This is a genomic window from Saccharothrix sp. NBAS 001 (assembly GCF_056640475.1).
In genome coordinates, this window is record NZ_CM153251.1 from 10,223,452 (window position 1) to 10,249,640 (window position 26,189).

Below are 26,189 nucleotides of genomic sequence, written 5' to 3' on the forward strand. Positions count from 1 at the left end.
CGGTCATCACCGGCCTTCCTGGTCCGTGGACGGCAGCGCGACCGCGAGCTTGCCGCGCTCGGTCGTCGCGATGTCCTGGCTGATGGCGATCTCGGCGGGCAGCGCGTACACCGGGAACAGCTCCCGCAGGTGGCCCCGCAGCGCTTTCGACGTGATCCCGGCGTCCGCGACCACGACGTGCGCGGTCAGCCCGCCGTCGGCCTGGCCGACCGCCGCGTTGACCACGCCGGGGTAGGACGCCAGGCGCGCTTCGAGGGCGGACAGGTTGACGCGGAACCCGTTGACCTTGACCTCGCGCCCGATCCGGCCGTGGTAGGTGAACAGCCCGTCCGGGCCGAGCGCGACGTGGTCGCCGCTCGGGTAGCGCCGCCGCCCGCCGTGCGAGGCGAACGGCACCAGCCCGCCGCTGCCGTCCTCGCGGCCGACCAGGTAGCCGGTCGCCACCTGGTCGCCCTCGATGACCAGTTCGCCGTGCTCCGGGCCGAGACCGGAGAGGCCGGTCGGCAACGGCCCCAAGCTCAGGGTCACGCCGGGCGGCGCGGTGCCGATCGGCACGTCGTCGCCGGCGAAGTCCTCCGGCACGGTGTACCGGCAGCAGCCCACGGCGGCCTCGGACGGGCCGTACTCGTTGACGATCTCCGCCACGGGGAAGGCGGCGCGCCACCGGGCGACGTTCTGGCCGCGCATCGCCTCGCCGCCGACGACGAGCACGGGCGCGCTCGACCGCACCGAGAGGTCGGCCATCATCCGGCACACGAGGTCGAGCTGGCTGGGCGTCAGCTTCACGAAACTCGCGCCGTCGAAGGGATCGGGGTTCGTCGCGACGTCGAGCGGCCAGCGGATCGGGTCGAGCACGACCAGCCGGCGCCCGGAGACCAGCGGGCCCAGCAGGCTCGTCACCGTCAGGTCGAACCCGAGCGAGGTGAACAGCGGCGCGCCGTACCCCCGGCCGATGTCGTACTCCGCCATCGACCACGTGAGGTACGCGGTCACCGCCGAGTCCGGCACCACGACGCCCTTGGGCGTGCCGCTGGTCCCGGAAGTCGCGATCACGTAGGCGGTGCCCTCCGGCACGGTCTCCGTCACGAACGCCGGACCGTCGTCGGCCAGGACGTCCGCCGAGTCCAGCCACCGCACCCCGTGCCCGGCGTCCCGCCGTTCGCCCAGCACGACCGACGCCCCGCACAGGCGGGCGAAGGCGGCCACCGCCGCGTCGGGCGTGCGCGAGTCGATCGGGGCGTACGCGGCACCCGTCGACAGCACGGCCACGATCTGGGTCACCGTCGTGCGGCAGGCGATCCCCTGCACGGGCACGACCGTGCCGGGGCCGACCCCCCGTTCGCGCAACGCGGCGGCGAGCCGGGACGCGTCGTCCAGCATGGTCGCGTACGACGTGGTCGTCCCCGCCTCCGCGATCGCCTCGCCGCGCCCGTCGCGGATCCGCGCGACGAGGTCCCGCTCAGCCGCCATGACCGCGCCCCGCCTCGGCGTGGCCGATCGGACGCCCGATCGCGACGAGCAGGCGGCGCTCCCCGGTGTAGGGGTTGCGGGCGTGCGAGCGGCGCAGGTTGTCCAGCAGCATCACGCGGTCCTCGGTCCACCCGACGACCTCTTCGAGCCGCCCGCACACCGACAGCAGCTCGGCCACGTCCTCGTCCGGGATCGGGCTGCCGTCGCCGTACGTGCACGTCTTCGGGAACTCCTCGGGCGGCATCAGCGCGGCCATCGCCTCGTGCACGTCCGGGTCCAGCGCGCGCGGGTGCCAGTGCAGCACCTGGGCGACGAACGACCGCAGCCCGCCCGGCAGGGTGATCACGGCGGCGCGGCGCTGCCACGTGGTCAGCACGCGGCCGTCGTCGTCCCACTGCCACCGCGCGCCGTCCCGCTCGCAGCGCAGTTCGACGGCGTGCCGGTCGTCCGTGCCGTACACGGTCTGCCAGTCGAGGCCGAGGTCCGTGCCGAGCCGGCGCACGTAGGTCACGCCGAGTTCCTCGAACCGGCGGCGCACGGCGGGGTCCAGCCGGTCGTGCACCGCCGTCATGTCGACGGTCGGCGTCTCGCCCCGGTCGGCGGCCAGCTGGCAGCCGAACGCGATCCGCCGAGGCCACTCCGCGGCGAACGTGTTCTCGTTGTGCCACAGCAGTTTGCGGCTGCTGGAGTACTCGACGGGCCGGTTCACCGTGCCGGTCGGGTCGTCGCCGACCAGCGGGTGCTCTGGGTTGTCGCGCGAGAGCGGTCCGCAGGCGAGCGCGGCGAGGACCTGGAAGTTCGCCACGTCCGACAGGCCGGGGCCGTCGAGGACCACCCCGCCGTCCCGGTCGAGGCACGACTCCACCTCCTCGCCGTGCGCGGTCCACCAGTCGCCGACCTCGCGGTCGACCTCCAGATGTCTCATGCGTCCTCGTCTCCTTGCCGGCTGCCGTGCGCCGCCGTGTCGAGAGCGGTGAGCAGGCGGCGACCCAGCCGCCGCAACTCGTCCAGGCCGAACAGCTCTTGTCGTGCGGTGACCGTCAGGTGCACCCGGGACCCCTCGGGCGTGAGTCCGACCGCGAGGTCGTTGCGCGCGAACGGAACCGCCACGTCGACGGGGTGCAGCACGGTGTCCGCTCGGTCGGGCCGCGGCCCGCGCAGGTAGAACTTGCACGTGCGGCTGTCCGTGCGCGGGGTCTCGCGATCGGGGGCCAGGGCTCCGGCCATCGCCTGCGCGGCGAGGCCCGCCACGTCGTCCAGCACCCGGCGGGCGGCCTCCGGTCCGGGCACGCCCGGGTCGATCTCGCGCAGCCGGCGCTGGGTCTGGAAGTACCCGATGCGGTCGCGCGCGCCGTCGTCGAGCGCGCGCAGGTCGACGTCGACGTACGGGGTCACCGCCTGGCCCGACCACGTGCCGACGCCGGCCGCGAGGTGCCCGACGATCCACGCGAACGGTGTCACGCCGTGCTCACGCGCCCGCCGCCGCGCGCCCGCCCAGGTCTCGTCGCCGACCACGTCCGTCCACTGTGGATCGGGCGAGGCGTCCGGCGATCCGTTGGAGGGAGGCCGGGCCGGTGCGAGGGGCGCGCCGTCGACGGGCTGCACGGCCAGCTCGCGCGTGAGCGCGGCCCAGAACAGGTCCTCGGACCGCCCGTCCCACACCACGTGGTGCGCGACGCCGCAGACGTGGTCGACCGAGCCCGACCGGTCGACGCGGACGGCGAGCCGCACCACCGGGCCGGTGACCGCCGACAGCGGTTCGCGCGTCAGCGCGCCCACGACGTCGGACACCGTGTGCTCCGGCCCGAACAGCGCGATCCCGTCCACGGGGCCCGCGCCGGGCGTCTTGAGCAGCCGGCCGTCCGCGTCGACGGCGAAGCGCGCCCGGCACTCCGGGTGCCGGTCGAGCACCCGGGCGAGCGCGCCGGCGACCCGTTCGGGCCCGAACGCCGGGCCGGCCGCCACGCGCGCGGCGAACGCGCACAGCAGCCGGCGGACCGGCGTCCCGGCCTGCTCCTCGTACCACAGGCCGAACTCCTCGCGGGTGGCCTCGGTCGCGACGGTCGCCACGGCTACTTCCCGGTCCGGCCGATGCAGTCGGCGACGGTCCGGAACGTGGGGTTCCGGAAGATCTCCACCAGCGGCAGCTCCACCTCGAACCGCGCGCCCAGCGCCCGGACGAACTGGATGAAGACGAACGAGTCGACGTCGTGGCGGAAGAGGTTGTCGTCCGGGGCGGGCACGAAGTCCGGGTCGGGGGCCACGCCCCGCCAGCACTCCGCGACCTGCTCCAGCACGGTGTCGCGGGACATCAGCGGGCCCCCTGCCCGGCCAGGTCGCGGTCCACCGGCCGGGTCACCACGTCGCGGATGAACCCGGTGGTGCGCGCGATGTCGTCGCTGAGCACCCGGTCCTCTTCGAGGTAGCCCACGACCTCGCGGTAGGCGTGGTGCAGGGCGCGGCAGCGGTCGGACAGCACGAGGTCGTCGTGGAGGTCGACCGCCTGGCACGCGGTCAGCCACTCGATGGCCAGCACGGTCTCCAGGTTGTCCACGATCCGGCGGAGCTTGAGCACCGACGTGCCGCCCATGCTCACGTGGTCCTCCTGCAACTGGCAGGTCGGGATGGAGTCGACGCTCGCCGGGTGGCACAGCGTCTTCATCTCGTTGACCAGCGCGGCCGACGTGTACTGCACGATCATCAGCCCCGAGTTGACGCCGGGGTCGGCGGTCAGGAAGTCCGGCAGCCCGCGCCGCCCGGACAGCAATTGGTAGGTGCGCCGCTCGGAGATCGAGCCCAGCTCGCTGACCGCGATCGCGAGCAGGTCGGCGGAGATCGCCACGGACTCGCCGTGCAGGTTGCCGCCGAACAGCGCGATCTCGTCGTCGGGGAAGAACAGCGGGTTGTCCGCGACGGTGTCGACCTCGTTGAGGATCGAGTCGCGGGCGAACGAGATGTGCTCGCGCGCCGCCCCGTGCACCTGCGGGATGCACCGGAACGAGTAGGGGTCCTGCATCGACGGCACCGCCGTGGGCAGGGTCGCGTGGTTGCCGTCGCGCGTGTGCTCGCGCAGCGATTCCGCGACCACCCTGCGCCACGGGTTGCCCGACCGGCGGTGGTAGCGCTCGTGGAAGAACCTGTCGGCGCAGCTGAACGCCTGCAGGCTCATCGCGGCCACCAGGTCGGCGGTCTCGGCCAGCGCGACGATCCGGCCCAGCTCCAGCACGGCGACGGAGGTGATGTACTGCGTGCCGTTGGTGAGGGCGAGGCCGTCCTTGGCGGTCAGCCGCAGCGCCGGCCAGCCCAGCTCGGCCAGCACGGACGCCGCGTCGCGCACCTCGCCGCCGTACTCGACCGAACCGAGGCCCAGCACCGGCAGCGAGAGGTGGGCCAGCGGCGAGAGGTCGCCGCTGGCGCCGACCGTGCCGCGCTCGGGCACGATCGGGTGCACCCCGTGGTTGAGCATGTCGACCAGCCGGTCGGCGACGGCGAGCGACACCCCGGTCTGCCCCGTCCGGAACGTCAGCAGCTTGACCAGCAGCATCATCCGGACCACCGCCGAGGGCGAGGCGTCCCCGACGCCGCAGGCGTGCGACAGGATGTGGCGCAGCTGCAACTCGTGCTCGTCGCCGGCGCGCACCCGCACGTCGGCGAGCGCGCCGAAGCCGGTGTTCACCCCGTACACCAGGTCCGGTCCGGTCGAGAGGCCCTCGACCCAGTCCGACGTGCGGGCGATCGCCTGCCGGCTCTGCTCGGAGAGCCGGACCTCGACCCCCGGCCGCGCCGCCTGGAGCAGGTCGGCGAGGTCCCAACGGTCGTCGGGCTCGATCACGTACGTGGCCACTGGCACTCCTGTCCCACCGAGGGCTGCGTGGCCTCGGCCGTCGAACGGCGGAATTCGGTCGTGGTGCGCCGGGCCAGCGCCGGGGCGACCCGGCTCAGCACCCGGCAGTCGAGGTGGGCGTCGTCGGCCACCACGTAGAAGGCGAAGGGGTTGCGCGGCGGCGATCCGGGCACCCGGACCGGCGTGGTCGCACCGCTCTCGTCGGCGGTCGTGCGGTGTTCGAGGACGACGACCGCGTCACCCACCGGGGCCAGGCCCTGGTCGGGGCGGGCCGCGCCGAAGCCCGGTGCGGCGTGCGCCGCCGCGATCGCGTCGAGCAGCTCCGCGGCGACCGCCCGACGCCGCTCGGGGCGGCCCTCCGGTGTGGTGCGGGTGACCACGATCGGCACGTCGACCACGAAGTTGCCGACCGCGCGGGCCTGCGCGGGCGTGCGCAGGGAGACCGGCGTCTCCACGACGACCGCGTCCGTGCCCAGGGTCCGCAGCAGCGCTTCGGCGACGAACTCGACGAGCACGGCGGGCAGTCCCAGCTCCTCGCGCGCGGCGACGGCCCGTGCCGCCGGCACGGCGAAGGTCTCGACGGCGGTTTCGGGACGGGGGTGGACGTCGCTCAACGCCGGGGAACGCGGCGTGGCCCGCAGCCGGTCGCGGACCCGCCGCCAGTACCGGGCCGCGTCGCCCGGCCCCGGGTCGGCGACGGCCGCCACCTCGGAGGGGCGCGGCCCGACGCCGTCGAGGAGGATCCGGCGCAGGTCGGCGACCAGCGTCGCGAGCCCGAGGCCGTCGCACACGATGTGGTGCACGACGAGGCACACCGCCAGGTCCGCCGAGTCCGTCGAGCGGACCACCACGGCGCGCACGAGCTGCTCGCCGGCGATGTCGAACGGCCGGTAGAACTCGCCGCGCACCTCGGGGTGCCCGCCGTCGTCCACCGGGCCGGGCACCACGACCGCCCGCACCACTGCCGGGCGGGGCGGGCGCACGACGCGGACCGGGCGGCCCTGCTCGTCGCCGTAGTTGAGGCGCAGCTGGGGCGTGTCGCGGACGAGCCGGTCGAGCGCGGCGGTGATCTCCCGGTCCGACAGGGCTTCGGCCGTGCGGAAGCCCGCGACGACGTTGGCCGAGCCGTCGTGCGGGAACAGCTGGGTCCACGTCCAGATCGGCCGTTCCGCGGCGGTCAGCCCGGGGGCCGCGGCGGGGGAGTCGTCCGGGGCGGTGCGGACCTCCGCGCGGCGGCCGTCGATCACCTGCGCGAGGGCCTTCACCCTCGGGTTGCGCAGCACGTCGGGCAGCGTGACGTCCACGCCGAACCGCCGCGCCAACCGGTCGTTGAGGTCCAGCGCCAGCAGGGAGTGCCCGCCCAGGCCGAAGAAGTTGGCGTCCGGTGAGGACACCGCCACCCCCAGCACCCGCGCGAACTCCTCGGCGACGCCGACCTCGGTGTCGGTCCGCGCGGCGGCCGTGTCGTCGTGGGTGGCGTTGCGGCGCAACAGTTCGCGGTAGTCGACCTTGCCGGAGTGCAGGCGCGGCAACGCGTCGCTCAACCCGATGTGCTCGGGCACGCTCGCGGCGGCGAGGTGGCGCGTCGCGTCGCCGCGCACGTCGTCCTCGGTCCGGCCCGGTTCGCCCACCACGACCCACACGCGCAGCGCCGACGTGCCGCCGGCGGTCTCGTCGGCGAGGGCGGCGGCGTCGACCACGTACGGGATCGCGCGGAAAGCGCGTTCCACGTCGTCCAGGTCGATCTTCACGCCGCGCCGCTTGACCACCCGGTCGCGGCGGCCCAGCAGCCGCAGCAGCCCGCGTTCGTCGACGTAGCCGAGGTCTCCGGTGTGAAACGTCCGCACGCCGTCCCCGTCCACCGGGAACGGGTCCCCGGTGCGCGCCCCCTCGATGCCGTAGCCGGGGCACAGGAAGCGGGACCGGATGACGATCTCGCCGGGGTCCTCCCGGGACGCGGCGGCGGTGCCGGGCGGCGGCAGCACGTCGACCGTCCTGCCGGGAATCGCCGTGCCCAGCGGGAGGTCGGGCAGGTCGAGGTCGTCGGCGGTGATCTCGTGCCACGTCGCGAGGACGCACTCGGTGGGGCCGAACTCGTTGGTGAGCCGGATCCGGTCGCCGAGGCCGCCGGCCAGCCCGGCCACCGCGCGGGCCAGCGCCGGTTCGAACCGCTCGCCGCTGCACATCACGTGGGCCAGGGCGGGCGGGAGCCCCCGGCCGTCCTCGACCGCCGCCGCGACCAGGCCCCGCAGGATCGACGGCGTGGTCTCGAAGTGGGTGATCCCGTTGGCGCGCAGCCATTCCAGCACGCTGCGACCGCTGCGCCGCACGTCGAGCCCCGCGACCACCCCCACGGCACCGGACGCCAGCGCGGCGAACACCTGGCAGTGGTGGGCGTCGTAGGTCGGCGCGGCCCACACCGCGAGCCGGGAGTCCCCGGTGAGCGCGTACCGGTCCACGAACTGGTCGACGTACTGGTCGAACGCGACCCGGGTCGGCTGCACCAGCTTCGGCGTGCCCGTGGTGCCCGAAGTGCGCACTGTGTAGGCGTGCGCGGAGATCGTCGGCGCGGCGTCACCGCGCGCCGCGCCGAGGAGTCCGTCCCAGGAGACGACCGGCGCGTGGTCGGCGTGGAACGCGGTGCCGCCCTCCGACAGGTCGACCACCGCGCCGGACCGGAACGCCTCGACGTGCGCGCGCTGGATCTCCGGCGACTCCCCGGCGTCGACCACCGCGAACTCCAAGCCGGCCAGGTGTGCGGCGGCGACAGTCGACACCAGACGCAACGACTGCCGGCCGACGATCGTCACGCGCTCGACGCCGACGAGCGCGGGGTGGCCGAGCAGCGCCCCGGCCAGGTCGGCCAGGTCGGCGAGGCTGGTGGTCCCTCGGCCGTCGGTGAACGCCACCTCCCCCGGTCGGCGGTCCAGGCGCTCGCGGACGCGCGCCGGGAGGCGGCCGGAACGGTCACCGGGCATGGTCGTACCCGGTGGGCATGGGTGTGGGGCGCATGACTCCTCAGACATTCGGAAATAGCCGGGCCGATCGGGCTCCGTCATCCACCGGGTTCGCCTACTCCATTCGGACCCGATCGGTCGACGCATTGTCCCGAACGCACGTGGTGGCACTTGGTCGCAGTTATTCCCCCGGAACTCGCCTAGATTATGGACACGCGCCGAGGAGGAAAACCACCGTGCCCGGTCGAACCACCCGAATGGTAGTCACGGTCGCTGTCGGCAGCAATGTGGAACGCGCCGGTCACCCCAACGGCCCAGCGCGGCGCGGTCCGCGCCAAATATGTCCACCAGGGACGTTCCGCATTGTGTGCGGCTGCCGGCGCGGGCCTCTGAGCGGCCCAAACGCGCGCGTCTGATCGGCGGATGGCGACCCCGTAATGGGGATCACGGCATTTTGTCCGGACAGCTGCGCACCACCGGAGTCACAGCTTCTGCTGGTCGTGGTAACGCCTGGGGGTGGTCGCCGTAAATATCGAAAAGCGCCCGAAGCGATCCCCGAACCGGTGTGACGGGGGTTCGGGAACACGTATTTCGCCGATTTTCGGCGAGCGCGGGCGGCCAGTGCCGGCAGGTCATCGGACGGCGATCTGCAATTAGCCGTCCGGTCATTTGGAATATACGTCCGGGCCGGGCGCGCGGTCGGCGGACTCCGCCGGATGCGGCCCGGCTCGGGGACGCGCGGCGCACATCGCCGGTGTCCCCGAGCCGGGGGGTCGGCCGACGGATCGGCCGGTGGTGCTCAGCGTGGGTCGTGCTCGTGGTGCTCTCGGCGGGACGTCACACGCACGGCGGCTGGTAGCCGTCGATGGGCAGTGCGCGGAAGTCCAGCTTGTTCGGGGTCTTGCCGACGAAGACCAGGCCGCGCGCCTCGGTGAGGGCGGAGGCGAAGGTGTAGGACGGCTTGCCCAGCTCGGGCAGCCAGGTCCACTTGTCGGGGGCGAAGCTGAAGAACTTGCGCACGAGCTTGCCGCCCGTGGAGGGGATCTGGGTGAGCCACTTGTCGCCGCCGCTCCAGCGGGACGCGGGGCGCAGCTGGACGTAGAGGTCGTCGGTCGCGCTGTAGGTCAGCCAGAAGCCGGAGGACCGGGAGAGGTTGGCCTGGGCGTCGAACTTGTTGCCCAGCCAGACGACGATGACGTGCCACTCGGCCTTGAGGAACGTGACCTTCGCGGCGTAGCCGTTGTCCTGGCGCACCAACAGGCTTCCGGTCGCCGGTACGGTGGTGCCCTCGCCGGAGGCGAGCCACTGCTGCAACCGGTCGATCGAGGGGCTCGTGCACTCGCAGGCCCGGGGGACGGACGCTCTGCCGTCCGGGCCGCCGGGGGTGGGGGTGTCCGCGTGGGCGACCGTGGTCGAGCCGACGAGGAACAAGGTCAACAGGTAGGCGAATGCCGCGAACTTCTTGGTGAACGCGACCTTTGTACGACCATACGTCCAACTTCCGCGCATTCTCGGGAAGCTAGCACATCGACGGGAGGCGTTGGTGATCTTGTTGTGCTGGTGCGGGGTGCACGGGTCCTGATCGTGGATGTCTCAACAGGGGCAAGGACTTCCCGAGCCAAAGGGGGCCGATCGGCGTCGGCCGACGGGAGTACCGCGCGAATAGTCCTTTGTGGATGTTCCGGGGTGGGATGGGTGTCGGGAAACCACCTGTTTGGGTGGTGTGCGTGAATTTCGAACCTGATCGCCCCTAGGGTGTTCGCCGTGTCCGCTTACTCTCGTATCGCCGGGGTGCTGCTCGCCGCCGCCGGCACCGTGTTGACCACCGCCGCGCCCGCGTTCGCCGAGGACGGCCCGGATGCCGGTGGTGCCGCCGGCGCGGCGAACTGGAGCTTCGACGCCGCGTCGGTGTGCTTCCAGGAACTGGCCGTGGTGCCGGTGGGCGGCCCGTGGACCGGCGACTCCGCGAACCACTGCGCCAACGGCAACGTCCTGGACCACTCGCGGGGCTGACGCCCGACCCGCGTGCGCGCGACGTCCGGGTCGGGCGTGCGGATGGCATTGGAGGAAGTTACGAGACCGGGTGTGGATGTTCGTCGGGTCGCATGAACCGGTGCCCGCCGCGGTCGGTGGACCATGGGGGTCCGGACCGGACTACGTGAAAGGCCGCCGCATGTCGGGATCTCGTGGGGAACTTCAGGCGTTGCTCGACGGCTGGGCGGCGGAGGCGCGGGTGCCCGGCGCCGTGGTGGGTGTCCTGAGCGACGGTGAGGAGTTCGTGCTCGGCACCGGGGTGTCCAGTGTGGACTCGCCGCTGCCCGCCGACGGCGACACCTTGTTCATGGTCGGGTCGACCACCAAGACGTTCACGGCGGCCGTGGTCATGGCGCTGGTCGAGGACGGTCTGGTCGGGCTGGACGTGCCGGTCGTCGAGTACCTCCCCGGGCTGCGGCTGGCCGACCCGGCCGCGCGGGCCGGGGTGACGTTGCGGCACCTGCTCACCCACACCGGCGGGTTCCTCGGGGACGTGGACATCGACACCGGCTGGGGCGACGGCGCGCTGGCGGAGGCCGTCGACGGGTTCGGCGACCTGCCGCAGGTGTTCCCGGTCGGCGAGGTCTTCTCCTACAGCAACAGCGGGTTCATGCTGGCCGGGTACGTGGCCGAGGTGGTCTCCGGCAAGTCCTACGAGGACCTGGTGCGGGAGCGGCTGCTGGAGCCGTTGGGGATGAACGACTCGGTGTTCCTGCCGTGGGAGGTGCTCACCCGCCGCCACTCGGTGGGGCACGTGACGAAGGACGGTTCGCCGGCCGTCGCGCGGACGGTGGGCCTGGCCCGCACGACCGCCGCCGCCGGCGGGCTGTGGTCCTCGGCGCGCGACCAGCTCCGGTGGGCCCGGTTCTTCCTCCTGGGCGAGGCATCGGGGACCGCGCCGATCAACGAGGAGTCCAGGGTCGCGCTCTGGCAGCCGCAGCGGCGGGCCGCGCTGGCGTTCGACGAGGTCGGCCTGAGCTGGCTGCGCACCCGGCACGGCGACGCCGCGCTGGTGCGGCACGGCGGCAACGTCAGCAACCTCCAGGTCTCGGAGTTCGTCACGCTGCCGAGCGAGAAGTTCGCGGTGACCGTGCTGACCAACAGCGTCGGTGGCTCGGCGCTGGGGGCCAGGGTGGTCGACTGGTGCCTGGAGAACCTGGCGGGCGTCGCCCCGGTCCCGGCCAAACCGGTCCTGCCGCTGCCCGCCGGGCGGCTCGCCGAGTACGCCGGCTGCTACCGCACGGGCGACCTGGCCTTCGACTTCACCGTGCGGGACAACGGTCTCTGGGTGCAGATGCTGCTCAACGGGGAACTCGGCGACGTCCCGCCCGCCTTCGAGGTGGTGTTCGTGGACGAGGACGTGGTGGCGCGGGCCGCCGACACCCGCAAGGCCGCCGCCCGCTTCGTCCGGGACGCGGCCGGCCGGGTGGCCATGGTGGAGTTCGGCGGTCGGACCGCCCGGCTGGAGGAGGGGTCGGCCACGGCGGCGCGGTAGCGCGCCGACCCGGACCTGGTGCTGCGTCTCCGAACGTAGACCCGGTGATCGTCCTGGTCGGGTGACCGGCCGAGCTGCTTCCGCAGATCGTGTGCGGGAGGTGGTCGTGGGTCGCCGTCCGGAGGTGTTCGTCCGGCCGTCGTCGCCGGAGGAGGGCCGGCAGCCGGCCCGGCGACCGCGGCACCGCAGCCACGCCGAGCAGAACGCCGCCGTCGCCGCCCACATCCCGCCGGCACGACACACGGGCCCGCCCCAGGACCGGCTTCGTCACCGGCTCACCCATCCGCACCTGGACCGATTGCCCGGCCGAGGTCGCGTGACACAGCACTACTGTTGTGGCTGCCCGGTTTTGGTGCCGTTGACTGGGAGGCTGTTGTCATGGCCCCGCAGTTGAAGCGGCCCGGTCAGGTCGTCGGCGCGGGATCGTGAAGAGTTGGTCCGGCTTGTCGCTAGTGGTGTGCATCCGGCTTCGGCGATCAGGCGGGCACGGGTGCTGCTCGCGCTCGACACCCCGGTGGGCGAACCCGATCAGAAGGAAGTGATCGCGGACAGGCTTGAGGTGTCGGGCGAGACGCTGCGACTGGTCGCCGGGTGGTTCGACGAGACCGGCGGTGACGCGCCGGCCACGGTGTCATGCAAGAGGCGTGACCTTCCGCCGGTGCCGTCGCCGGTGACCGGCGAGGTGGAGGCCCGGCTGATCGCCCTGGCGTGCTCGGCACCGCCGGCGGGGCGTGCCCGGTGGTCGTTGGGAAGGCGAACGCGGAGTTCGCCGCCCGCATGGAAGACGTGCTCGCCGTCCATGCCCGGCCGTACGACGGCTACTGACCGTACGCCATCAACGCAGAGCAACGTCGAGTCCGCCGGCAGGTCACCACCGACAACGCGCGGGACGAACTCCGGCACCCATCCCCCGAGAATCAGCCGCGACACTCCACTAGTTGACGCAGCGGATCGCCTGAGGGGCGGCTGCCGGGGTGGCGAACTTCGGTGTGCCGCTGATGAGGTCGGCGACGTGGGCGCGCACCCGTTGTTCGTCCACGGGGACGATGTCGGGGTCGGCGGCGGTCGGCGTGCCCACCGGGATCGTGGTGAAGCGGACGTCCTTCGCGGTCAGCGCGCCGAGCTGGGCGGCGAAGCCCGGCACGTCCCAGCTCTCGTCGATGACCATCGACTTGCGCAGGGCGGTGACCAGTTCGGACACCGTCTTCGGGTCGGTCAGGGTGCCCGCGGACAGGAGTTTGGCGGCCAGGCCCGCCAGGAACGCCTGCTGGCGGTCGAGGTGGTCCAGGTCGCCGCGGGGGAGACCCCGGCGCTGGCGGAGGAACGACAGGGCGTCCGCGCCGGACAGCGACTGGCTGCCGGCGGGGAAGTCGGCGCCCGAACCGGAGTCGCGCACCGGGGCGTTCAGGCACACCTCGACGCCGCCGATGGCCTGGCTGATCAGGTAGAAGCCGTAGAGGTTCAGCTCGGCGAACCGGTCCACCCGCACGCCGGTGAGCTGTTGCACGGCTTGCACCAGCGCTTTCCGGCCCGCCAGGTCACCCTCGCGGTCGGGGCTGGTGCGGGCCTGGTCGAAGACCTTCCGGACGGGGCCCTGACCGCCGCCGGGCATCGCGACGCGGACGTCGCGCGGGATGGACACGACCACCGCCTTGCGGTTGTCGTCGGGGACGCGGACCAGCAGCAGGGTGTCGGTGTTCGACCCGGGCGACTGCTCGGTGCGCAGTTGCCGGAGCACGTCGTCGGGCAGCGGCCTGCCGTCGACGTCGGTCCGGCTGTCGCTGCCGACCAGCAGGATGTCGGTGGCACCGTCGCCGGCGTCCGGGCTGTTGGGCACGTCGAGCACGCCGGGCTGCGTCACGTCGCCCTCCAGGTTGCTCAACGTCACCCACGTGATGCCCGCGCCGAGCAGCACGACGACGGCGGCGAGGGCCACCACGCCCCGCCCGAGGACCCGCCACCGCTTCGGCTTGCGCCCGACGAGTTCGGTGTCGTCGGCGGGCGGTTCGGCGGCGGCCGGTGCGCCGGCCTCCTCCGGGTCCGGGGCGACGACCCGGCCGTGGGTGATCTCCTCGTCGCGGCGCGGGCCGAACCCGAACGACCTGGTGGGGCCGGCGTCGTCGGCCGGCCGCACCGGCACGGTCCCGCCGGGCTCCTCGGCGGCGACGGCGGCCAGGGCGTCGCGGAACGCGGCGGCCGTGGCGTGCCGCCGCGCGGGATCGGTCGCCAGGGCCCGCACCAGCACGGCCGTCACGCCCTCGGGCACGCCCGGCAGGGCCGGGACGGGTTCGTCGTGCAGGCGGATGATCTCCGGCAGGCTCGGCGTGCCGGTGTCGGGGAACCTCGGCGGCCGGCCGGTGATCAGCGCGTGCAGGGTGGCGGCCAGCGCGTAGACGTCGGCCTGCGCGGTGGGCTTCTCCTGCCGGAACGCCTCCGGGGCCGCGTAGGCGGGGGTGAGCGCGGTGAGGCTGGCGGACGACTCGCGGCCGGGTTCGGCCAGCGCGGCGAGGCCGAAGTCCGCCAGGCCGTACATGCCGTAGCGGTTGACGAGGATGTTCGCCGGTTTGATGTCCCGGTGCAGCACGCCGACCTCGTGCGCGGCGGTCAGCGCGTCGGCGATCTGCACGCCCAGCGCGCACGCCTCGGCGACGGGCAGCGGTCCGGCGTCGTGCAGCCGGTCGAACAGCGACCCGCCGGTGCACAGCTCCATCACCAGGTACGGGCGGCCGTCGGTGAGCACTCCCGCGTCGTAGACGTCCACGACGTGGGGGTGCCCCGATAACCGGCCCGCCGCGCGGGCCTCGCGCAGGAACCGCCGCCGGTCGTCCTCGTCGAGCACCACCCGGCTGTCGACCTTGATCGCGACCTCGCGGTCGACGGTGACCTGCACCGCCCGGTAGACGACGCCGAACCCGCCGCGGCCCACCACGTCGACGATCGAGTACCCGGGCACCAGGGGATGCGAGGTCTGCACGGCGCGCAGTCTAAATCTCGTTGCGCGGGCCGTCGTTTTGCGGCGCGGGCGGGTGTCGGAGGGCGACCGGATCGCTGTGTCGGACTTCCGGGGGCAGGACTTCCGGACCGCCGGGACGTCGTGACCGTGCCACCGGCACCCGCGATCCGGACCGCACCTGACGGCGTGGTCGCGGTCAGTCGGGCAGGACGTAGTCGGCGCGGTCGGCCGGGTGGACGACGCGGAAGGTGCTGATCCGCTCGGGGCGGACCGCCAGCACGACCTTGTCGACCAGCTCCGGCGGGATCGTGGCGCGCAGGGCCGCGATGGTCTCGGCGGGGCGGGTGGTGGTGAGGTGGAAGCGGACGCCGGTCGGCGTGCCCGCGCCCATCCGGATCCGGCCGAGGTCGCCGATGGCGGCGGCGACGCGGTCGGTGTCGGGGACGCCGTGCTCGCGGGTCAGGCCGGCGCGTTCGGCGGGGGTCAGGTCCGCGAAGTCGACGACGATCTCCTGCGGGCCGTCCGGCGGGTCGAGGGCGATCAGGGCGGACAGCCGGGCGAACGCCTCCGGGGAGGCGGTCATCCACTCCAGGCCGGAGCCGCTGTCCTCGTCGCCGCGCAGCACCGCGTCGGCGTCGCCCCGGGGCGGGGCGCCCCAGAACGGGTTGCCGGGTACCGGGAGTTCCGGGTAGCCCGCGAGACGCGCGAAGTCGTCGGCGTCCGCGTCCGGGACGGTGCCGCCGCGCACGCCGGGGGCCAGCGGGCCGAGGGGGCCGATCCGGGTGCCCGCCCAGACCCCGACGACGGTGTCGCTGAGCACCATGCCGTGCAGGGTCCGCTCCAGGGGCGTGGGCGGGAACGGGAAGCCCTCGTCGTCCGAGGTGCAGGTGCCGTCCGGCGCGGCCACCAGCGACCACACGCCCTGGTTCTCGGTCCACACCACGACGCCGTCGCCGTGCGCGCCGAGCGTGGCCGGGGTCGTGGCGGCGTCCTGCACGGGCCGCAACCGGCGTCCGACGAGGGTGAACCACTCGACCAGGCCCGGCGGGAGGTCCGCGCCGACCCGTTCGGCGGCGGCGGCGATCTCGTCGGCGGGGGAGCCGTCCGCCGCGCACAGGGGTTCGGCGTACCAGCGGCCGACCACGTCGGACAGCCAGGCCCAGCGGTCGGTGGCCAGCAGGGCGTGTTGGGCGTCCGAGACGATCACGCCGGTAAGGCTAGCTTCCACGATCGAGTGAACCGGGCCCCGGACCGGCGTGGGCGGGATCCGTTTTCCACGGCCACCGGAATGCAGCAGCTCCGGAAGCCGGCCGCGCGGTTTCATTCCAGTGGTGCAGCGCCGGATTGATCGGCTCCGCACTATTGCGGTGACATCGCCGGGTTTTCTGTTCCTGGTCTTGTCGTTGCAGGTCAGGCGGTTGATCGGGGGCATTCGACGGTACAGATGATCTTGTTGGTGGCGGATGGCCCAGCTTTGATAATTCTGTCCCAACACGTCAACCTTGGCTCATGCACAACGGCTTTGAGTCCGCGTCCGGTCCACCGGGCGCGGTCGGGGCGTCCGGGGACGGGCTGCCGGTGTTCCGGCTCCGGGACCTGCCGGCCGAGGTCGAGGTGTCCGCGCGGGCCCACGCGATGACGTGCCTGGCCGAGCACGCGGCCGGCGGCCTGGAGCGCGCGGTGCACGGCGTCCCGGACCCGGAAGCGCTCGTGACGTGCCTGCAGTGGCGCGACATCGTCAGCTCGATCCGGATGGCCGGGCACACCGTCTCGCCGATCGAGACCTGGTCGGTGGCGCTGCTGGTCGTCCACCACCGCGCCGGGGCCGGCGACGAGTTCGACGGCTCGGTCCGCGACAACCCGGTGGCGCGGTTCGTCCTGGCCGCCCGGCAGCTCGCCGCCGCGGCGGGGCGCGAGCCCGTCGACATCGACCTGCTGGGCGCGGTGAGCGCGACGCTGACCGGGGTCCGGCCGAGGTCGGCGCGCGACGGGCTGCGCCGGGTCGACAGCGTGGTCACCACCGGGCCGGACGGGCCCCCGTACGCCCGCACGACACCGCCGGACGAACTGGCTGCCGCGCTGGGCGCGTGGGACCGGTGGGTGGCCGCGCCGTACGAGGGGCCCCGGCTGATCCGGATCGCCGTGGCGCACGCGGCGCTCGAACTGGTGCAGCCCTACCCGGAGGCCAACGGGCACGTGGCCCGGCTGTTCTCCACGGCGGAGATGGTGCGCCAGGGCGTGGTCGACAGCCCGGTGCTGTCCCTGTCGCGGTGGCTGGACGACAACCTGCACGCCTACCACCGGCAGCTCGCGGTCGTCGCCGCGACCGGGCAGTGGTCGGCGTGGGTGGAGTTCTACGCGCGCGCGGTCCGCGAGCAGGCCCGGGCGCACACCGCGTTGATCGGGTCCCAGGCGCTGCTCCGGGCCGAGCTGGCCGGGCTCACCGACGGGTCGCCGTCGCTGCGGAAGGTGGTCGCCGCCCTGCCCACCTCGCCGGTCACCAGCATCCAGGCGCTGTGCGACCTGCACGGCATCAGCCAGAAGACGGCCGCCCGGTCCACCCGCGACCTGGTGGCCCGGGGCGTGCTGCGGGTGCTCGCCGAACACCCGTTCCGGATCTTCGTCTGCGACCGGGCGATGGATGTGCTCGCACTGCAACCGGTCTCCCTGCCCCGCGGCGACGCCGAGGCGTTCGGGGGCTGACCGGTCCCGCGCGGCGACCGCGCCGCGTTCGTCCACCCCTGGAAGGAGAACGACCGCTCGTGTCGCACCACCGACGTCCCCGACGCGTTCCGCCGCCCGCTCCCGCCGTGCCGCCCCGGGTGGAGGTGCTGCTGCGCGCGGCCTCCTTCGCGGTCGGCGTGGCGAACTTGGTGCTCGACCACCTGATCCCGTGGCTGCGGCAGCACGGCTGACCAGGTCTCACGGCGGCGTCTCCGGGCCGCCGAAGCGGTTCGGAGACGCCTGCGGTAACGCCCGGTCCTGGTCGTTGGCCAGCAGCCCGCGGATGCGCTCGGCGGCCCGGTCGTCGAGGTCCACGAGCAGGGCCAGCGCGTCGAAGAACCGCCGCCGCGCGGGGCCGGGGGCGCCGGTGGCCCACAGCGCCCGCCCCGACCACTCGAAGACCGCGGCCTGCTGCGCGGCCGGGAAGTCGGGCAGGCTGCGCACCAGCTTCTCCGCGCGGGTCAGGTAGCCCGCCGCCGGCACGGCCCGGTCGTAGGCCAGCAGGGCGCTGCCCATCGCGGTCCAGACCCGGACCAGTTCCGCCTGCTCCCGCGCGCCTTCGCCCTGGTACAGCGATTCCAGGCGTTCGTAGCAGCCCAGTTCGCGGTCCCCGCGCCGGCGGGCGGCGAACATGGCGGCCCGTCGCCACAGGGTGGCCGCGGCCATCGGCACGTCCTCGGCCCGACGCCACACGTCCCACTCCCGCGCCGCCAGCTCCTCCGCGGTCACGAGGTCGCCGTGCGCCTGGAACCACCGGGACGCGGCCCGCAGCAGCAGGGCCAGCCGCCGGGGCTCGCGGGCGGCGACGGCGGCCCGCGCGCCGGCGGTGGTCAGGTCGTGGGCGAAGTCGGCGGTGAACCCGGGCGCGTCCTCGGCGGCCCACAACCCGGCGGCCAGGGACGCGGCCACGGCCGGGGTGCCCGCCGCGACCGCCGCCCGGACGACGGCCAGCGCGACGTCGCGGTCGGCGGCGGAGGTTCGCGCGCCGAGGTCGGCCGCCAGGTGCCGGCCGATCCGGTCGAGGAGGTCGCGGGCGCGTCCGGCGGGGAACCGCGCCGGCCGCTCGACGGTCGACGCGACGAGCCAGCCGTCCGCCCGCCAGGACGCGGTGGCCAGCGGGAACAGCTCGTACAGCGGCGTGCGCCGGACCTCGGCCAGGTCCAGGCCGGCCGCCGCCACCAGCGACGGCGGGACGGCGTCCACGCCCAGCAGCCAGAACAGCGCGGGCAGGTCCTCGACGGCGGTGGACTCGTCCTGAGCGTCGCTCACCGGCCACAACTCCCTCGTCGGTCGTCCAACCCCGCCCTCGGCCGCCGCGCGTGCCGCCCCTTCCCCGTCGTGGCGCAACCTCTGATCATTCCGCCCCCGAGCCCCGAACGGATCCCCCATTCCTCCGTTCTCCGTAATGGGCCCGGCGCGACCGCACGCCGTCGACGTGGTGCGGACCAGCGGAAACACCCGGGTCGCCGGTCAAGATCATCGGGAAAGTCAACCAGTTCGGGTCAGTTGTCCGCCAGAGGTGTTCGATCACACTGTCGAACGGCGACGGCGAGAGGCGCGAACCGCGTCGGTGATCCAGCATGGGTGATCGAGGACGGTCGAGGGAGGGCGCGTGCTGGAGGTCGTCGCCGTGGCGGTGCTGGCGCTGGTGGTCATCGCCGCCGCCGCCGTGGTCGCGCCCAAGGTCGGGGTCGCGGCACCGCTGGTGCTGGTCCTGGTCGGGATCGGGGTGGCGGTGGCCCCGGTGCTGGAGGGCGTGGAGGTCGATCCGGAGTGGATCCTCCAGGGGCTGCTGCCACCGCTGCTCTACTCGTCGGCGGTGTCGATGCCCGCGATGAACTTCCGCCGCGAGTTCCGGGCCATCAGCGGGCTGTCGGTGGTGCTGGTGATCGCGAGCGCGCTGGTGCTGGGCGCGCTGTTCGCCTGGCTGGTGCCCGGTCTCGGGTTCGTGTGGGGGGTGGCGCTCGGCGCGATCATCAGCCCGACCGACGCGGTGGCCACCTCGATCATCAAGGGCACCGGGCTGCCCCGGCGCGCGGTCGTCCTGCTCGACGGGGAGAGCCTGCTCAACGACGCGACCGCCCTGGTGCTGCTGCGGACGGCGGTGGTCGCCACGGCGGCGGCGTTCTCGTTCTGGGACGCGCTGGGCACCTTCGCGTACGCCATCGCGGTCGCCGTCGTGATCGGGTACCTGGTCGGGCGGGTGAACCTGGTGGTGCGCCGGCGGGTGGCCGACGCGACGGTGAACACGATCCTGTCGTTCACCGTGCCGTTCGTCGCGGCGGTGCCGGCCGAACTGCTGGGCAGCTCCGGTCTGGTGGCGGCGGTGGTGGCGGGGCTGATCACCGGGTCGCGGGCGCCTCGCGAGCTGCCGCCGCAGCACCGGATGTCGGACGCGCAGAACTGGGCGACGGTCGAACTCGTCCTCGAAGGGGTGGTCTTCCTCGGGATGGGGCTCCAGCTGTCCACCGTGCTGGGCGAGGTGCAGCGCGAGCACACCGGGATCGGGCCGGCGATCGGGATCGCGGCCTGCGCGCTCGCCGTGACGCTGCTGGTCCGCGCCGCCTACGTGGCGCCCCTGCTGTGGGGGCTGCGGATGCGCGCGGCGCGCGGGCGGGCCATCCAGCCGCGCATCGCCGCGGTGGGGGAGCGGATCGAGTCCGGCGACTTCGTCGGCAGGCGCCGGCGCGGGATCCGCGGCCGGGAGCTGACCGAGCGGGACGTGCAGCGCTTCGCCACCCGGATCCGGCGTTCCCTCGCCGACATCGACTACCTGCTCAAACAGCCGTTGGGCGGCAAGGAGGGCGTGGTCGTGGTGTGGGCGGGGATGCGCGGCGCGGTCACCGTCGCGGCGGCGCAGACCCTCCCGGAGGACACCCCGCAACGGCCCCTGCTCGTCTTCGTCGCCTTCGCCGTCGCCACGCTCTCGTTGCTGGTGCAGGGCGGCACGGTCGGACCGCTGGTCGGACGGCTGTTCCCGGCCCCGGTCGACGAGGAGGACGCGCGCGAGGAGGACGTGGAGCGGGGTCAGATCAAGGCGCTGCTGCACGACGCCTCCGCCGACGTCCCGCGCCCGGAGGGCATGTCGGCCAAGGAGCACTACCTCAAGGTGCTCGCCGTGCAGCGTGACGCGCTGCTCGACGCCCGTGACGACGGGACCTTCGACGCCGACGCGCTGTCCGCCGCGCTGCGCAACATCGACGCCGCGCAGATCACCCTCGAACTGCGCGGCGGCCCCACCGGCTGACCCCGGCAGGCCCGGGGACGACCGCCGAGGCCGCCGCGGTTCCACTGTGGACAGTGCGCGGGACGATCCGCGGTGGACGGTCAGCCGACGTCGACCGGCTTCTTCTCCCGGTCGGGGGAGTGCTGCTCCAGGGCCGCGCCCTCGACGTCGAGTTCGGGCAGCCACCGCAGCCACCCGGGCAGCCACCACGCCTTCTCGCCGATCAGCGCCAGGGCCGCCGGCACCAGGACCATGCGGACCACGAAGGCGTCCACCAGGATGCCGACGGCCAGGGCGAAGGCGATGGACTTGATGGTCGGCTCGCCGAACGGGACGAAGCCCGCGAACACCGAGAACATGATCAGCGCGGCGGCCACCACGACCGGGGCCGCCTGGCGGAAGCCGGTCCGGATGGCGTCGTGCGGTGCCGCCCCGTGGTGGTGGGCCTCGTGCATCCGGGAGACCAGGAAGATCTGGTAGTCCATGGCCAGGCCGAACAGGATGCCGATGACCAGGATCGGGGTGAGGCTGATCAGCGGACCGGTGGTGTCCAGGTTGACCGCGCCCGCCAGCCGGCCCCACTGGAAGACCGCGACGGTCGCGCCGAGCGACGCCCCGATGGTGAGCAGGAAGCCGAGCACGCCGACCAGCGGCACCAGCAGCGAGCGGAACACCAGCACCAGCAGGATCAGCGCCAGGCCCACGACCAGCGCCAGGTAGACGGGCAGGGCCTCGTCCAGCGCCACGGCCACGTCGACGCTCACCGCCGTCGCGCCGGTCACGTACGCGGTGGCGCCCTGCGTGTCGGCGAGGCGCTCGCGCAGGGCGTCGACCAGGCGTTCGGTGGCCTCGCTGGTCGGGCCGGAATCGGGGATCACGGTGAGCAGCGCGGCGCTGCCGTCCGGCCTGGGCACGGGCGGGGCGACCAGGTGGACGTCGTCGACGTCGATGAACTCCTTGGCGGCGGCGTTCGCCGCCGGCACCGAGCCGGGACCTTCGAACAGGACCAGCAGCGGCCCGCTGAAGCCCTCGCCGAAGCCGTCGGCCAGCAGCTGCTGCGCGCGGGCCTGCGTGCTGTTGCCGGGCGGCGTCTGCACCAGCGTGGTCTGCATGGACGCCACCGGGACGGCGATCACGCCCAACGCGACCACGGCCAGCAGCAGCGCCACGACCCGGCGGCGCACGACGGCCCCGACCCAGCCCCGGAAGAAGCCGCGTTCGTGGCTCTCGGCGGCGGCGTCGCGCTGCTTGCGCGGCAGGGCGCGCCGGCCGAGGAACCCGAGCACGGCGGGCACCAGCGTGATCGCGATGAGGACGGCCACCACGATGGTCGCGGCGGCGGCGATGCCCATCTGGGTCAGGAACGGGATGCCGACCACGGCCAGCCCCGCCAGCGCGATGACCACGGTGAGGCCGGCGGTGACCACGGCCGACCCGGCGGTGCCCACGGCGGTGCCGATCGCGTCGCCGACGTCCCGGCCGCGCCGCAGCTCCTGCCGGTAGCGGTTGATGATGAACAGGGCGTAGTCGATGCCGACCGCCAGGCCCAGCATCGCGGCCAGGATCGGGGTGGTGGAGGACAGCTCCAGGAAACCGGTGGTGATGGTGATGCCGAGCGTGCCGATGCCGACGCCCACGGCGGCGGTCAGCAGGTTCATCCCGGCCATGACCAGCGAGCCGTAGGTGAGAGCCAGGATCGCCAGGGCGATCACCACGCCGACGACCTCGACCACGCCGCCGACGTGCGGCGGGGCCTGCATGGCCTCGCCGGTGACCTCCGCGGTCCAGCCGCCCTCGCGCACGTCGGCCACGACGTCGGTCAGCTCGGCGCGCTGCGCGTCGGTGACCTCGCCGACCTTGGCGTCGTAGGTGACCGTGCTGTAGGCCATGGTCCGCTCGGGGTTGACCGCCGGGGCCTTCGGGTCCAGCGGGTTGCTCGCCGAGGTCACGCCGGGCAGCGCGCCGAGCCGGCCCACCAGCTCGGCGATCCGGGCCGCGTTCTGCGGGGCGACCACCTCCTGGCCCGCCGGGGGAGCGACCACGACCCGGGCGGTCGCGCCGCCGCCGCCGAACTGGTCCTTGATCTTGTCCAGCGCGGTGGTGGACTCCTGGCCGGGGATGGAGAACGTGGTCGAGGTCGCGCCGGCCAGGGTGACCGCGCCGACGGCCGAGCCGACCAGCACCACCAGCCAGACCAGGACGACGAGCAGCCGGTGCCGGTAGGCCCCGGAACCGAGCCGGTAGAGCAGACGAGCCATGGTGATCAGTCCTCCACCTGGGAGAGGTCGGACGGGAGGTGGCCCGGGCCGCGGTGACCGAGCGCGTCGAGGCAGGTGGTGATGATGTGCGGTCGCCACGCCGCGTTCGCGTCGCCGTGGTTGGCGGCGAGGCTGAGCACGGCCAGGGCGGCGAGCATGCCGACCACCCGGACCAGCCGTTCGGTGTCCGCCGCGCCGGTGCCCTCGTCCTCGGGCTCGACGCCGAAGATCGCGAAGACCATCCGGTCGATGCCGTCGAGGCCCCGGTCCCGGGGGTCGATGTCGGTGTCCGCGCCGAGCGTGCTGATCGCGCGGGACGCGAGGGCGATCAGGCCGGGCCGGGCGAGCGCGAAGTCCACCAGCAGCTCCACCGCCCGCCGGTCGCGCACGACGCCGGCCGGGAGGGGCGCGGTGCGCTCCAGCACGTGCGCGCTCTGCGCGCGGCCGAGTTCGACGGCGGCCTCGAACAGGGCTTCCTTGCTCGGGTAGTGGTGCAGCAGCCCGGGTTTGGACAGGCCGACCGAGTCGGCGAGCGCCTTCAGCGACGTGTGGGCGAACCCGTGCCGGGCGAACAGGCCGGCGGCGCGATCGAGGATCTGCTCGTCGACTTGGAGGCGCAGTGAACGTGCCATGGCTCCAACGGTACGTAGTCACCGACCGGATCGATCGGGATTCCGACCGGATCGGTAGGTGGGCTGTGTCACCTCGTCCCGGCCATGTAACCCCCGTTCGGAGTAACCGGCAATCCGAACGGCGCACACGGCGAACGGCGGCACGCCGAGGGGTGGCGTGCCGCCGTGCGGGTGGGTCGGACGTGGTCAGCCGGTCGCGACGAGTTCCAGCGCGCGGCCGGCCAGGTCGAGGGTGTGGTCCACGCCGTCGGCGACGAACGTGAAGTCGATCAGGGTGTCGTCGGCGGGCACGATCCCGGCGATCCGCTTGACCCCGTCGGCGACCACCTCCACCGGCGTGCCGGCGGCCACGTTGATCCGCAGCACCGAGCGGATCACGTCGGGGTCGCGGCCGGCCTCCTCGGCGGCCCGCCGGATGGTCGCCCGCCCCTGGAGCAGCTGCTCGGCCGGGAACGCCTCCGGCACCCACCACACCGCCAGCCAGCCGTCGGCCCGGCGGCCGATCCGGCGCAGCCCGGGCTCGCCGAACGCGCCGAGGTAGATCGGCGGTCGCGGCCGCTGCACCGGCTTGAGCTCGACGTGGCTGGCCGGGATCGTGGTCAGCGGGCCGTCGTGCGCCACCGGGTTGGCCGTCCACCAGGCTTCGAGCACGTCGAGCAGTTCGTCCAGCCGGGCGCCGCGCCCGTCGAACGGCACGCCCGCCGCCCGGTACTCCTCCGGCGACCACCCGATCCCGAACCCGGGCACCAGCCGGCCGCCGCTGGCCACGTCGATGCTCGCCAGCGCGCGGGCCAGCAGCGCGGGCGGGTACCAGGGCGCGTTGATCGCGCTGCTGCCCACCGTGACCTCGCGGGTGGCCGCCGCCGCGACGGCCAGCGCGATCAACGGGTCGGCCGCCGACCGGAACACCTCGGGGATGGCCGTGGAACCGGGGGAGTAGCCGACGACGGGGTCCACCGCGGTCAGCAGCCGGTCGCCCACCCACAGGCTGCTCGCGCCGAGTTCCTCCGCTGCCGCGGCGAACCTGGCGATGCCGTTCACCTCATTGGCCGCCGAACCGAATGTCGGGAGGCCGAAACCCAGGCGCATCTGGTCTGCTCCGTCCGCTGCGTGCCGACTCGCCGGTACCCGGCCGGGTACCGCGAGTGGACGCTATTGGCCCGGTCGGGCGCGGCGGGAGAGTCGCGGTCTCCTGGTGCCCGCACCACCACTCCGGTCGGCCCGGCAACGGGATCCGGGCCGGGACTGGTGGTGCGGCCACCAGGACGGGGCGACCCTGGCCGCTGTCGCGGCACCGCCCATACGTTCCTCTCGTGCGCCCCGACGTCGGATTCCGGGGCCGCGGTCCGGCGATCGCCCGGTCGATTCCCGAGAGGACACCTGATGCACCCGCAACGGCTCAAGTTCGGCGCCTTCCTGGCGCCGTTCCACCCGGTCGGCGAGGACCCCACGCTCCAGTTCGAGCGCGACCTCCAGCTGATCGAAACGCTCGACGGGCTCGACTACGACGAGTTCTGGATCGGCGAGCACCACTCGCTCGGCTGGAACAGCATCGGCTTCCCCGACCTGTTCGTGGCCGCCGCCGCCGCGCGCACCCGGCAGATCAAGCTCGCCACGGGCGTGATGACGCTGCCGTACCACCACCCGTACATGGTGGCCGCCCGCGCCGTGCACCTCGACCACCTGACCCGGGGCCGGTTCATCCTCGGCGTCGGCGCGGGCAGCATCCCGGTGGACGCGCGGATGCTCGGTCGCGAGTGGAGCGACATGCGGCGGATGTTCGGCGAGTCGTTGGAAGCGGTCGTGGAACTGCTGCACGGCAACGAGCCGGTGACCAGGAAGACGTCGTGGTTCACCCTCCAGGACGCGCGGCTGCAGCTCGCGCCCTACCGCGCCGGCAAGATCGAGATCGCGGCGGCCAGCGTCGCGTCGCCGCACAGCATCCGGCTGGCCGGGCAGCACGGCATCAGCACCGTCTCGTTCGGGGTGTCGCGGCCGGGCCACCGCCCGCCGGACATGAAGGCGCAGTGGCAGTACGCCGTGGACGCCGCCGCCGAGCACGGCAAGACCGTCGACCGCGCCAATTGGCGGATCACGCTGCCGGTGTACGTCGCGGAGACCCGTGCGGAGGCCATCGCCGACGTGCGCGCCGGCTACCAGCGCTGGGCCCACGACTACTGGGGCCAGGTGCGCGGGCTCGACGTGGACATCCCCGGCGTCGACCCGGCGAACGCCATCGAGGCGGCGGTGGACGCCGGCAGCGCGATCGTCGGCTCGGTCGACGACGCCGTGGCGGGCATCCGCCGGATGCTCGACGAGACCGGCGGTTTCGGCACCCTGCTGGTGTACGTGCAGGACTGGGCCGACCCGGAGCGGACCCGGCGCAGCTACGACCTGCTGGCGCGGTACGTCGCACCGCACTTCACCGGGTCCACCCGCCCGCTGATCGACTCCGCGCGGTGGTACCAGGACAACCGCCACCTGTTCCCCGAGCGCACCCTGCCGGACCAGAAGTCGGTCCCGCGCTCGTCCTGACCGCGCAGCACCTCCGCCCCCGGCACCGGTGCCGGGGGCGGAAGCGTTTGCGGGTCGGGGT

General features: G+C 73.7%; 20 protein-coding genes. 6 read left to right on the forward strand and 14 right to left on the reverse strand.

Annotated elements, in window-relative coordinates; genetic code table 11:
- Positions 1-6 precede the first annotated feature (6 nt).
- The 7 genes from AC0HI0_RS46400 to AC0HI0_RS46430 form a co-directional block, all read right to left on the reverse strand.
- On the reverse strand, positions 7-1,470 hold the full coding sequence (locus AC0HI0_RS46400; RefSeq protein WP_480929818.1) for an AMP-binding protein: 1,464 nt from the start codon (positions 1,468-1,470) through the stop codon (positions 7-9).
- On the reverse strand, positions 1,460-2,395 hold the full coding sequence (locus AC0HI0_RS46405) for a TauD/TfdA family dioxygenase (RefSeq protein ID WP_480929819.1): 936 nt from the start codon (positions 2,393-2,395) through the stop codon (positions 1,460-1,462). The genes AC0HI0_RS46400 and AC0HI0_RS46405 overlap by 11 nt, the downstream gene beginning before the upstream one ends.
- The gene (locus AC0HI0_RS46410) at positions 2,392-3,540 is read right to left on the reverse strand and encodes a hypothetical protein (RefSeq protein WP_480929820.1); all 1,149 of its coding nucleotides are present in this window, start codon (positions 3,538-3,540) and stop codon (positions 2,392-2,394) included. Before AC0HI0_RS46410 ends, AC0HI0_RS46405 begins: the two co-directional genes overlap by 4 nt.
- Before the next feature lie 2 nt (positions 3,541-3,542).
- Positions 3,543-3,782, reverse strand: coding sequence for an acyl carrier protein (locus tag AC0HI0_RS46415; RefSeq protein WP_480929821.1), 240 nt, complete (start codon positions 3,780-3,782; stop codon positions 3,543-3,545).
- Positions 3,782-5,314 carry an HAL/PAL/TAL family ammonia-lyase gene (locus tag AC0HI0_RS46420; RefSeq protein WP_480929822.1) on the reverse strand — a complete coding sequence of 511 codons (1,533 nt, stop codon included), beginning with the start codon at positions 5,312-5,314 and terminating at the stop codon, positions 3,782-3,784. The genes AC0HI0_RS46415 and AC0HI0_RS46420 overlap by 1 nt, the downstream gene beginning before the upstream one ends.
- Positions 5,299-8,292, reverse strand: a complete 2,994-nt coding sequence (locus AC0HI0_RS46425) for an AMP-binding protein (RefSeq protein ID WP_480929823.1) — start codon at positions 8,290-8,292, stop codon at positions 5,299-5,301. The genes AC0HI0_RS46420 and AC0HI0_RS46425 overlap by 16 nt, the downstream gene beginning before the upstream one ends.
- Positions 8,293-9,108: 816 nt before the next feature.
- Complete coding sequence (locus AC0HI0_RS46430) at positions 9,109-9,780, reverse strand: hypothetical protein (protein WP_480929824.1); 672 nt, start codon at positions 9,778-9,780, stop codon at positions 9,109-9,111.
- 255 nt (positions 9,781-10,035) lie between these two features.
- Here AC0HI0_RS46430 and AC0HI0_RS46435 point away from each other — a divergent pair, with 255 nt between their 5' ends.
- Positions 10,036-10,284, forward strand: a complete 249-nt coding sequence (locus AC0HI0_RS46435) for a hypothetical protein (protein WP_480929825.1) — start codon at positions 10,036-10,038, stop codon at positions 10,282-10,284.
- Positions 10,285-10,444: 160 nt separating this feature from the next.
- Positions 10,445-11,800 carry a serine hydrolase domain-containing protein gene (locus AC0HI0_RS46440; protein ID WP_480929826.1) on the forward strand — a complete coding sequence of 452 codons (1,356 nt, stop codon included), beginning with the start codon at positions 10,445-10,447 and terminating at the stop codon, positions 11,798-11,800.
- A gap of 528 nt (positions 11,801-12,328) precedes the next feature.
- Here AC0HI0_RS46440 and AC0HI0_RS46445 read toward each other — a convergent pair.
- From AC0HI0_RS46445 to AC0HI0_RS46455, 3 genes are all read right to left on the reverse strand, one after another.
- Complete coding sequence (locus AC0HI0_RS46445) at positions 12,329-12,703, reverse strand: hypothetical protein (protein WP_480929827.1); 375 nt, start codon at positions 12,701-12,703, stop codon at positions 12,329-12,331.
- 31 nt (positions 12,704-12,734) lie between these two features.
- A complete protein-coding gene (locus AC0HI0_RS46450) occupies positions 12,735-14,774 on the reverse strand; it encodes a protein kinase domain-containing protein (RefSeq protein WP_480929828.1) in 2,040 nt (679 codons plus the stop codon).
- A 175-nt stretch (positions 14,775-14,949) separates the two neighbouring features.
- Positions 14,950-15,960, reverse strand: coding sequence for a hypothetical protein (locus tag AC0HI0_RS46455; protein WP_480929829.1), 1,011 nt, complete (start codon positions 15,958-15,960; stop codon positions 14,950-14,952).
- A 302-nt stretch (positions 15,961-16,262) separates the two neighbouring features.
- Here AC0HI0_RS46455 and AC0HI0_RS46460 point away from each other — a divergent pair, with 302 nt between their 5' ends.
- Together AC0HI0_RS46460 and AC0HI0_RS46465 are read left to right on the forward strand one after the other, a co-directional pair.
- Positions 16,263-17,456, forward strand: a complete 1,194-nt coding sequence (locus tag AC0HI0_RS46460) for a Fic family protein (RefSeq protein WP_480929830.1) — start codon at positions 16,263-16,265, stop codon at positions 17,454-17,456.
- A 59-nt stretch (positions 17,457-17,515) separates the two neighbouring features.
- Positions 17,516-17,668, forward strand: a complete 153-nt coding sequence (locus AC0HI0_RS46465; protein ID WP_480929831.1) for a hypothetical protein — start codon at positions 17,516-17,518, stop codon at positions 17,666-17,668.
- A gap of 7 nt (positions 17,669-17,675) precedes the next feature.
- On the opposite strand, the gene AC0HI0_RS46470 is transcribed toward AC0HI0_RS46465, so the two are convergent.
- Complete coding sequence (locus tag AC0HI0_RS46470; protein ID WP_480929832.1) at positions 17,676-18,746, reverse strand: hypothetical protein; 1,071 nt, start codon at positions 18,744-18,746, stop codon at positions 17,676-17,678.
- 343 nt (positions 18,747-19,089) lie between these two features.
- Here AC0HI0_RS46470 and AC0HI0_RS46475 point away from each other — a divergent pair, with 343 nt between their 5' ends.
- The gene (locus AC0HI0_RS46475; RefSeq protein WP_480929833.1) at positions 19,090-20,724 is read left to right on the forward strand and encodes a cation:proton antiporter; all 1,635 of its coding nucleotides are present in this window, start codon (positions 19,090-19,092) and stop codon (positions 20,722-20,724) included.
- A gap of 80 nt (positions 20,725-20,804) precedes the next feature.
- Here the strand turns inward: AC0HI0_RS46475 and AC0HI0_RS46480 are convergent, their stop codons facing one another.
- The 3 genes from AC0HI0_RS46480 to AC0HI0_RS46490 form a co-directional block, all read right to left on the reverse strand.
- Positions 20,805-22,961 carry an MMPL family transporter gene (locus tag AC0HI0_RS46480; protein ID WP_480929834.1) on the reverse strand — a complete coding sequence of 719 codons (2,157 nt, stop codon included), beginning with the start codon at positions 22,959-22,961 and terminating at the stop codon, positions 20,805-20,807.
- Positions 22,962-22,966: 5 nt separating this feature from the next.
- Positions 22,967-23,593, reverse strand: coding sequence for a TetR/AcrR family transcriptional regulator (locus AC0HI0_RS46485; protein WP_480929835.1), 627 nt, complete (start codon positions 23,591-23,593; stop codon positions 22,967-22,969).
- Between the two features lie 186 nt (positions 23,594-23,779).
- Positions 23,780-24,682: a TIGR03619 family F420-dependent LLM class oxidoreductase gene (locus AC0HI0_RS46490; protein WP_480929836.1), complete on the reverse strand. Its 903-nt coding sequence runs from the start codon at positions 24,680-24,682 to the stop codon at positions 23,780-23,782.
- Positions 24,683-24,976: 294 nt separating this feature from the next.
- On the opposite strand from AC0HI0_RS46490, the gene AC0HI0_RS46495 reads away from it, so the two are divergent.
- Positions 24,977-26,128: an LLM class flavin-dependent oxidoreductase gene (locus AC0HI0_RS46495; RefSeq protein ID WP_480929837.1), complete on the forward strand. Its 1,152-nt coding sequence runs from the start codon at positions 24,977-24,979 to the stop codon at positions 26,126-26,128.
- The last annotated feature ends 61 nt before the right edge of the window (positions 26,129-26,189 follow it).

Excerpts from the sequence above, each read along its gene's own strand:
- AC0HI0_RS46490 (WP_480929836.1), bottom strand. The coding sequence starts at position 24,682 with ATGCGCCTGGGTTTCGGCCTCCCGACATTCGGTTCGGCGGCCAATGAG.
- AC0HI0_RS46485 (WP_480929835.1), bottom strand. The coding sequence starts at position 23,593 with ATGGCACGTTCACTGCGCCTCCAAGTCGACGAGCAGATCCTCGATCGC.
- AC0HI0_RS46400 (WP_480929818.1), bottom strand. The coding sequence starts at position 1,470 with ATGGCGGCTGAGCGGGACCTCGTCGCGCGGATCCGCGACGGGCGCGGC.
- AC0HI0_RS46480 (WP_480929834.1), bottom strand. The coding sequence starts at position 22,961 with ATGGCTCGTCTGCTCTACCGGCTCGGTTCCGGGGCCTACCGGCACCGG.
- AC0HI0_RS46425 (WP_480929823.1), bottom strand. The coding sequence starts at position 8,292 with ATGCCCGGTGACCGTTCCGGCCGCCTCCCGGCGCGCGTCCGCGAGCGC.
- AC0HI0_RS46495 (WP_480929837.1), top strand. The coding sequence starts at position 24,977 with ATGCACCCGCAACGGCTCAAGTTCGGCGCCTTCCTGGCGCCGTTCCAC.
- AC0HI0_RS46430 (WP_480929824.1), bottom strand. The coding sequence starts at position 9,780 with ATGCGCGGAAGTTGGACGTATGGTCGTACAAAGGTCGCGTTCACCAAG.
- AC0HI0_RS46405 (WP_480929819.1), bottom strand. The coding sequence starts at position 2,395 with ATGAGACATCTGGAGGTCGACCGCGAGGTCGGCGACTGGTGGACCGCG.
- AC0HI0_RS46415 (WP_480929821.1), bottom strand. The coding sequence starts at position 3,782 with ATGTCCCGCGACACCGTGCTGGAGCAGGTCGCGGAGTGCTGGCGGGGC.
- AC0HI0_RS46460 (WP_480929830.1), top strand. The coding sequence starts at position 16,263 with ATGCACAACGGCTTTGAGTCCGCGTCCGGTCCACCGGGCGCGGTCGGG.
- AC0HI0_RS46440 (WP_480929826.1), top strand. The coding sequence starts at position 10,445 with ATGTCGGGATCTCGTGGGGAACTTCAGGCGTTGCTCGACGGCTGGGCG.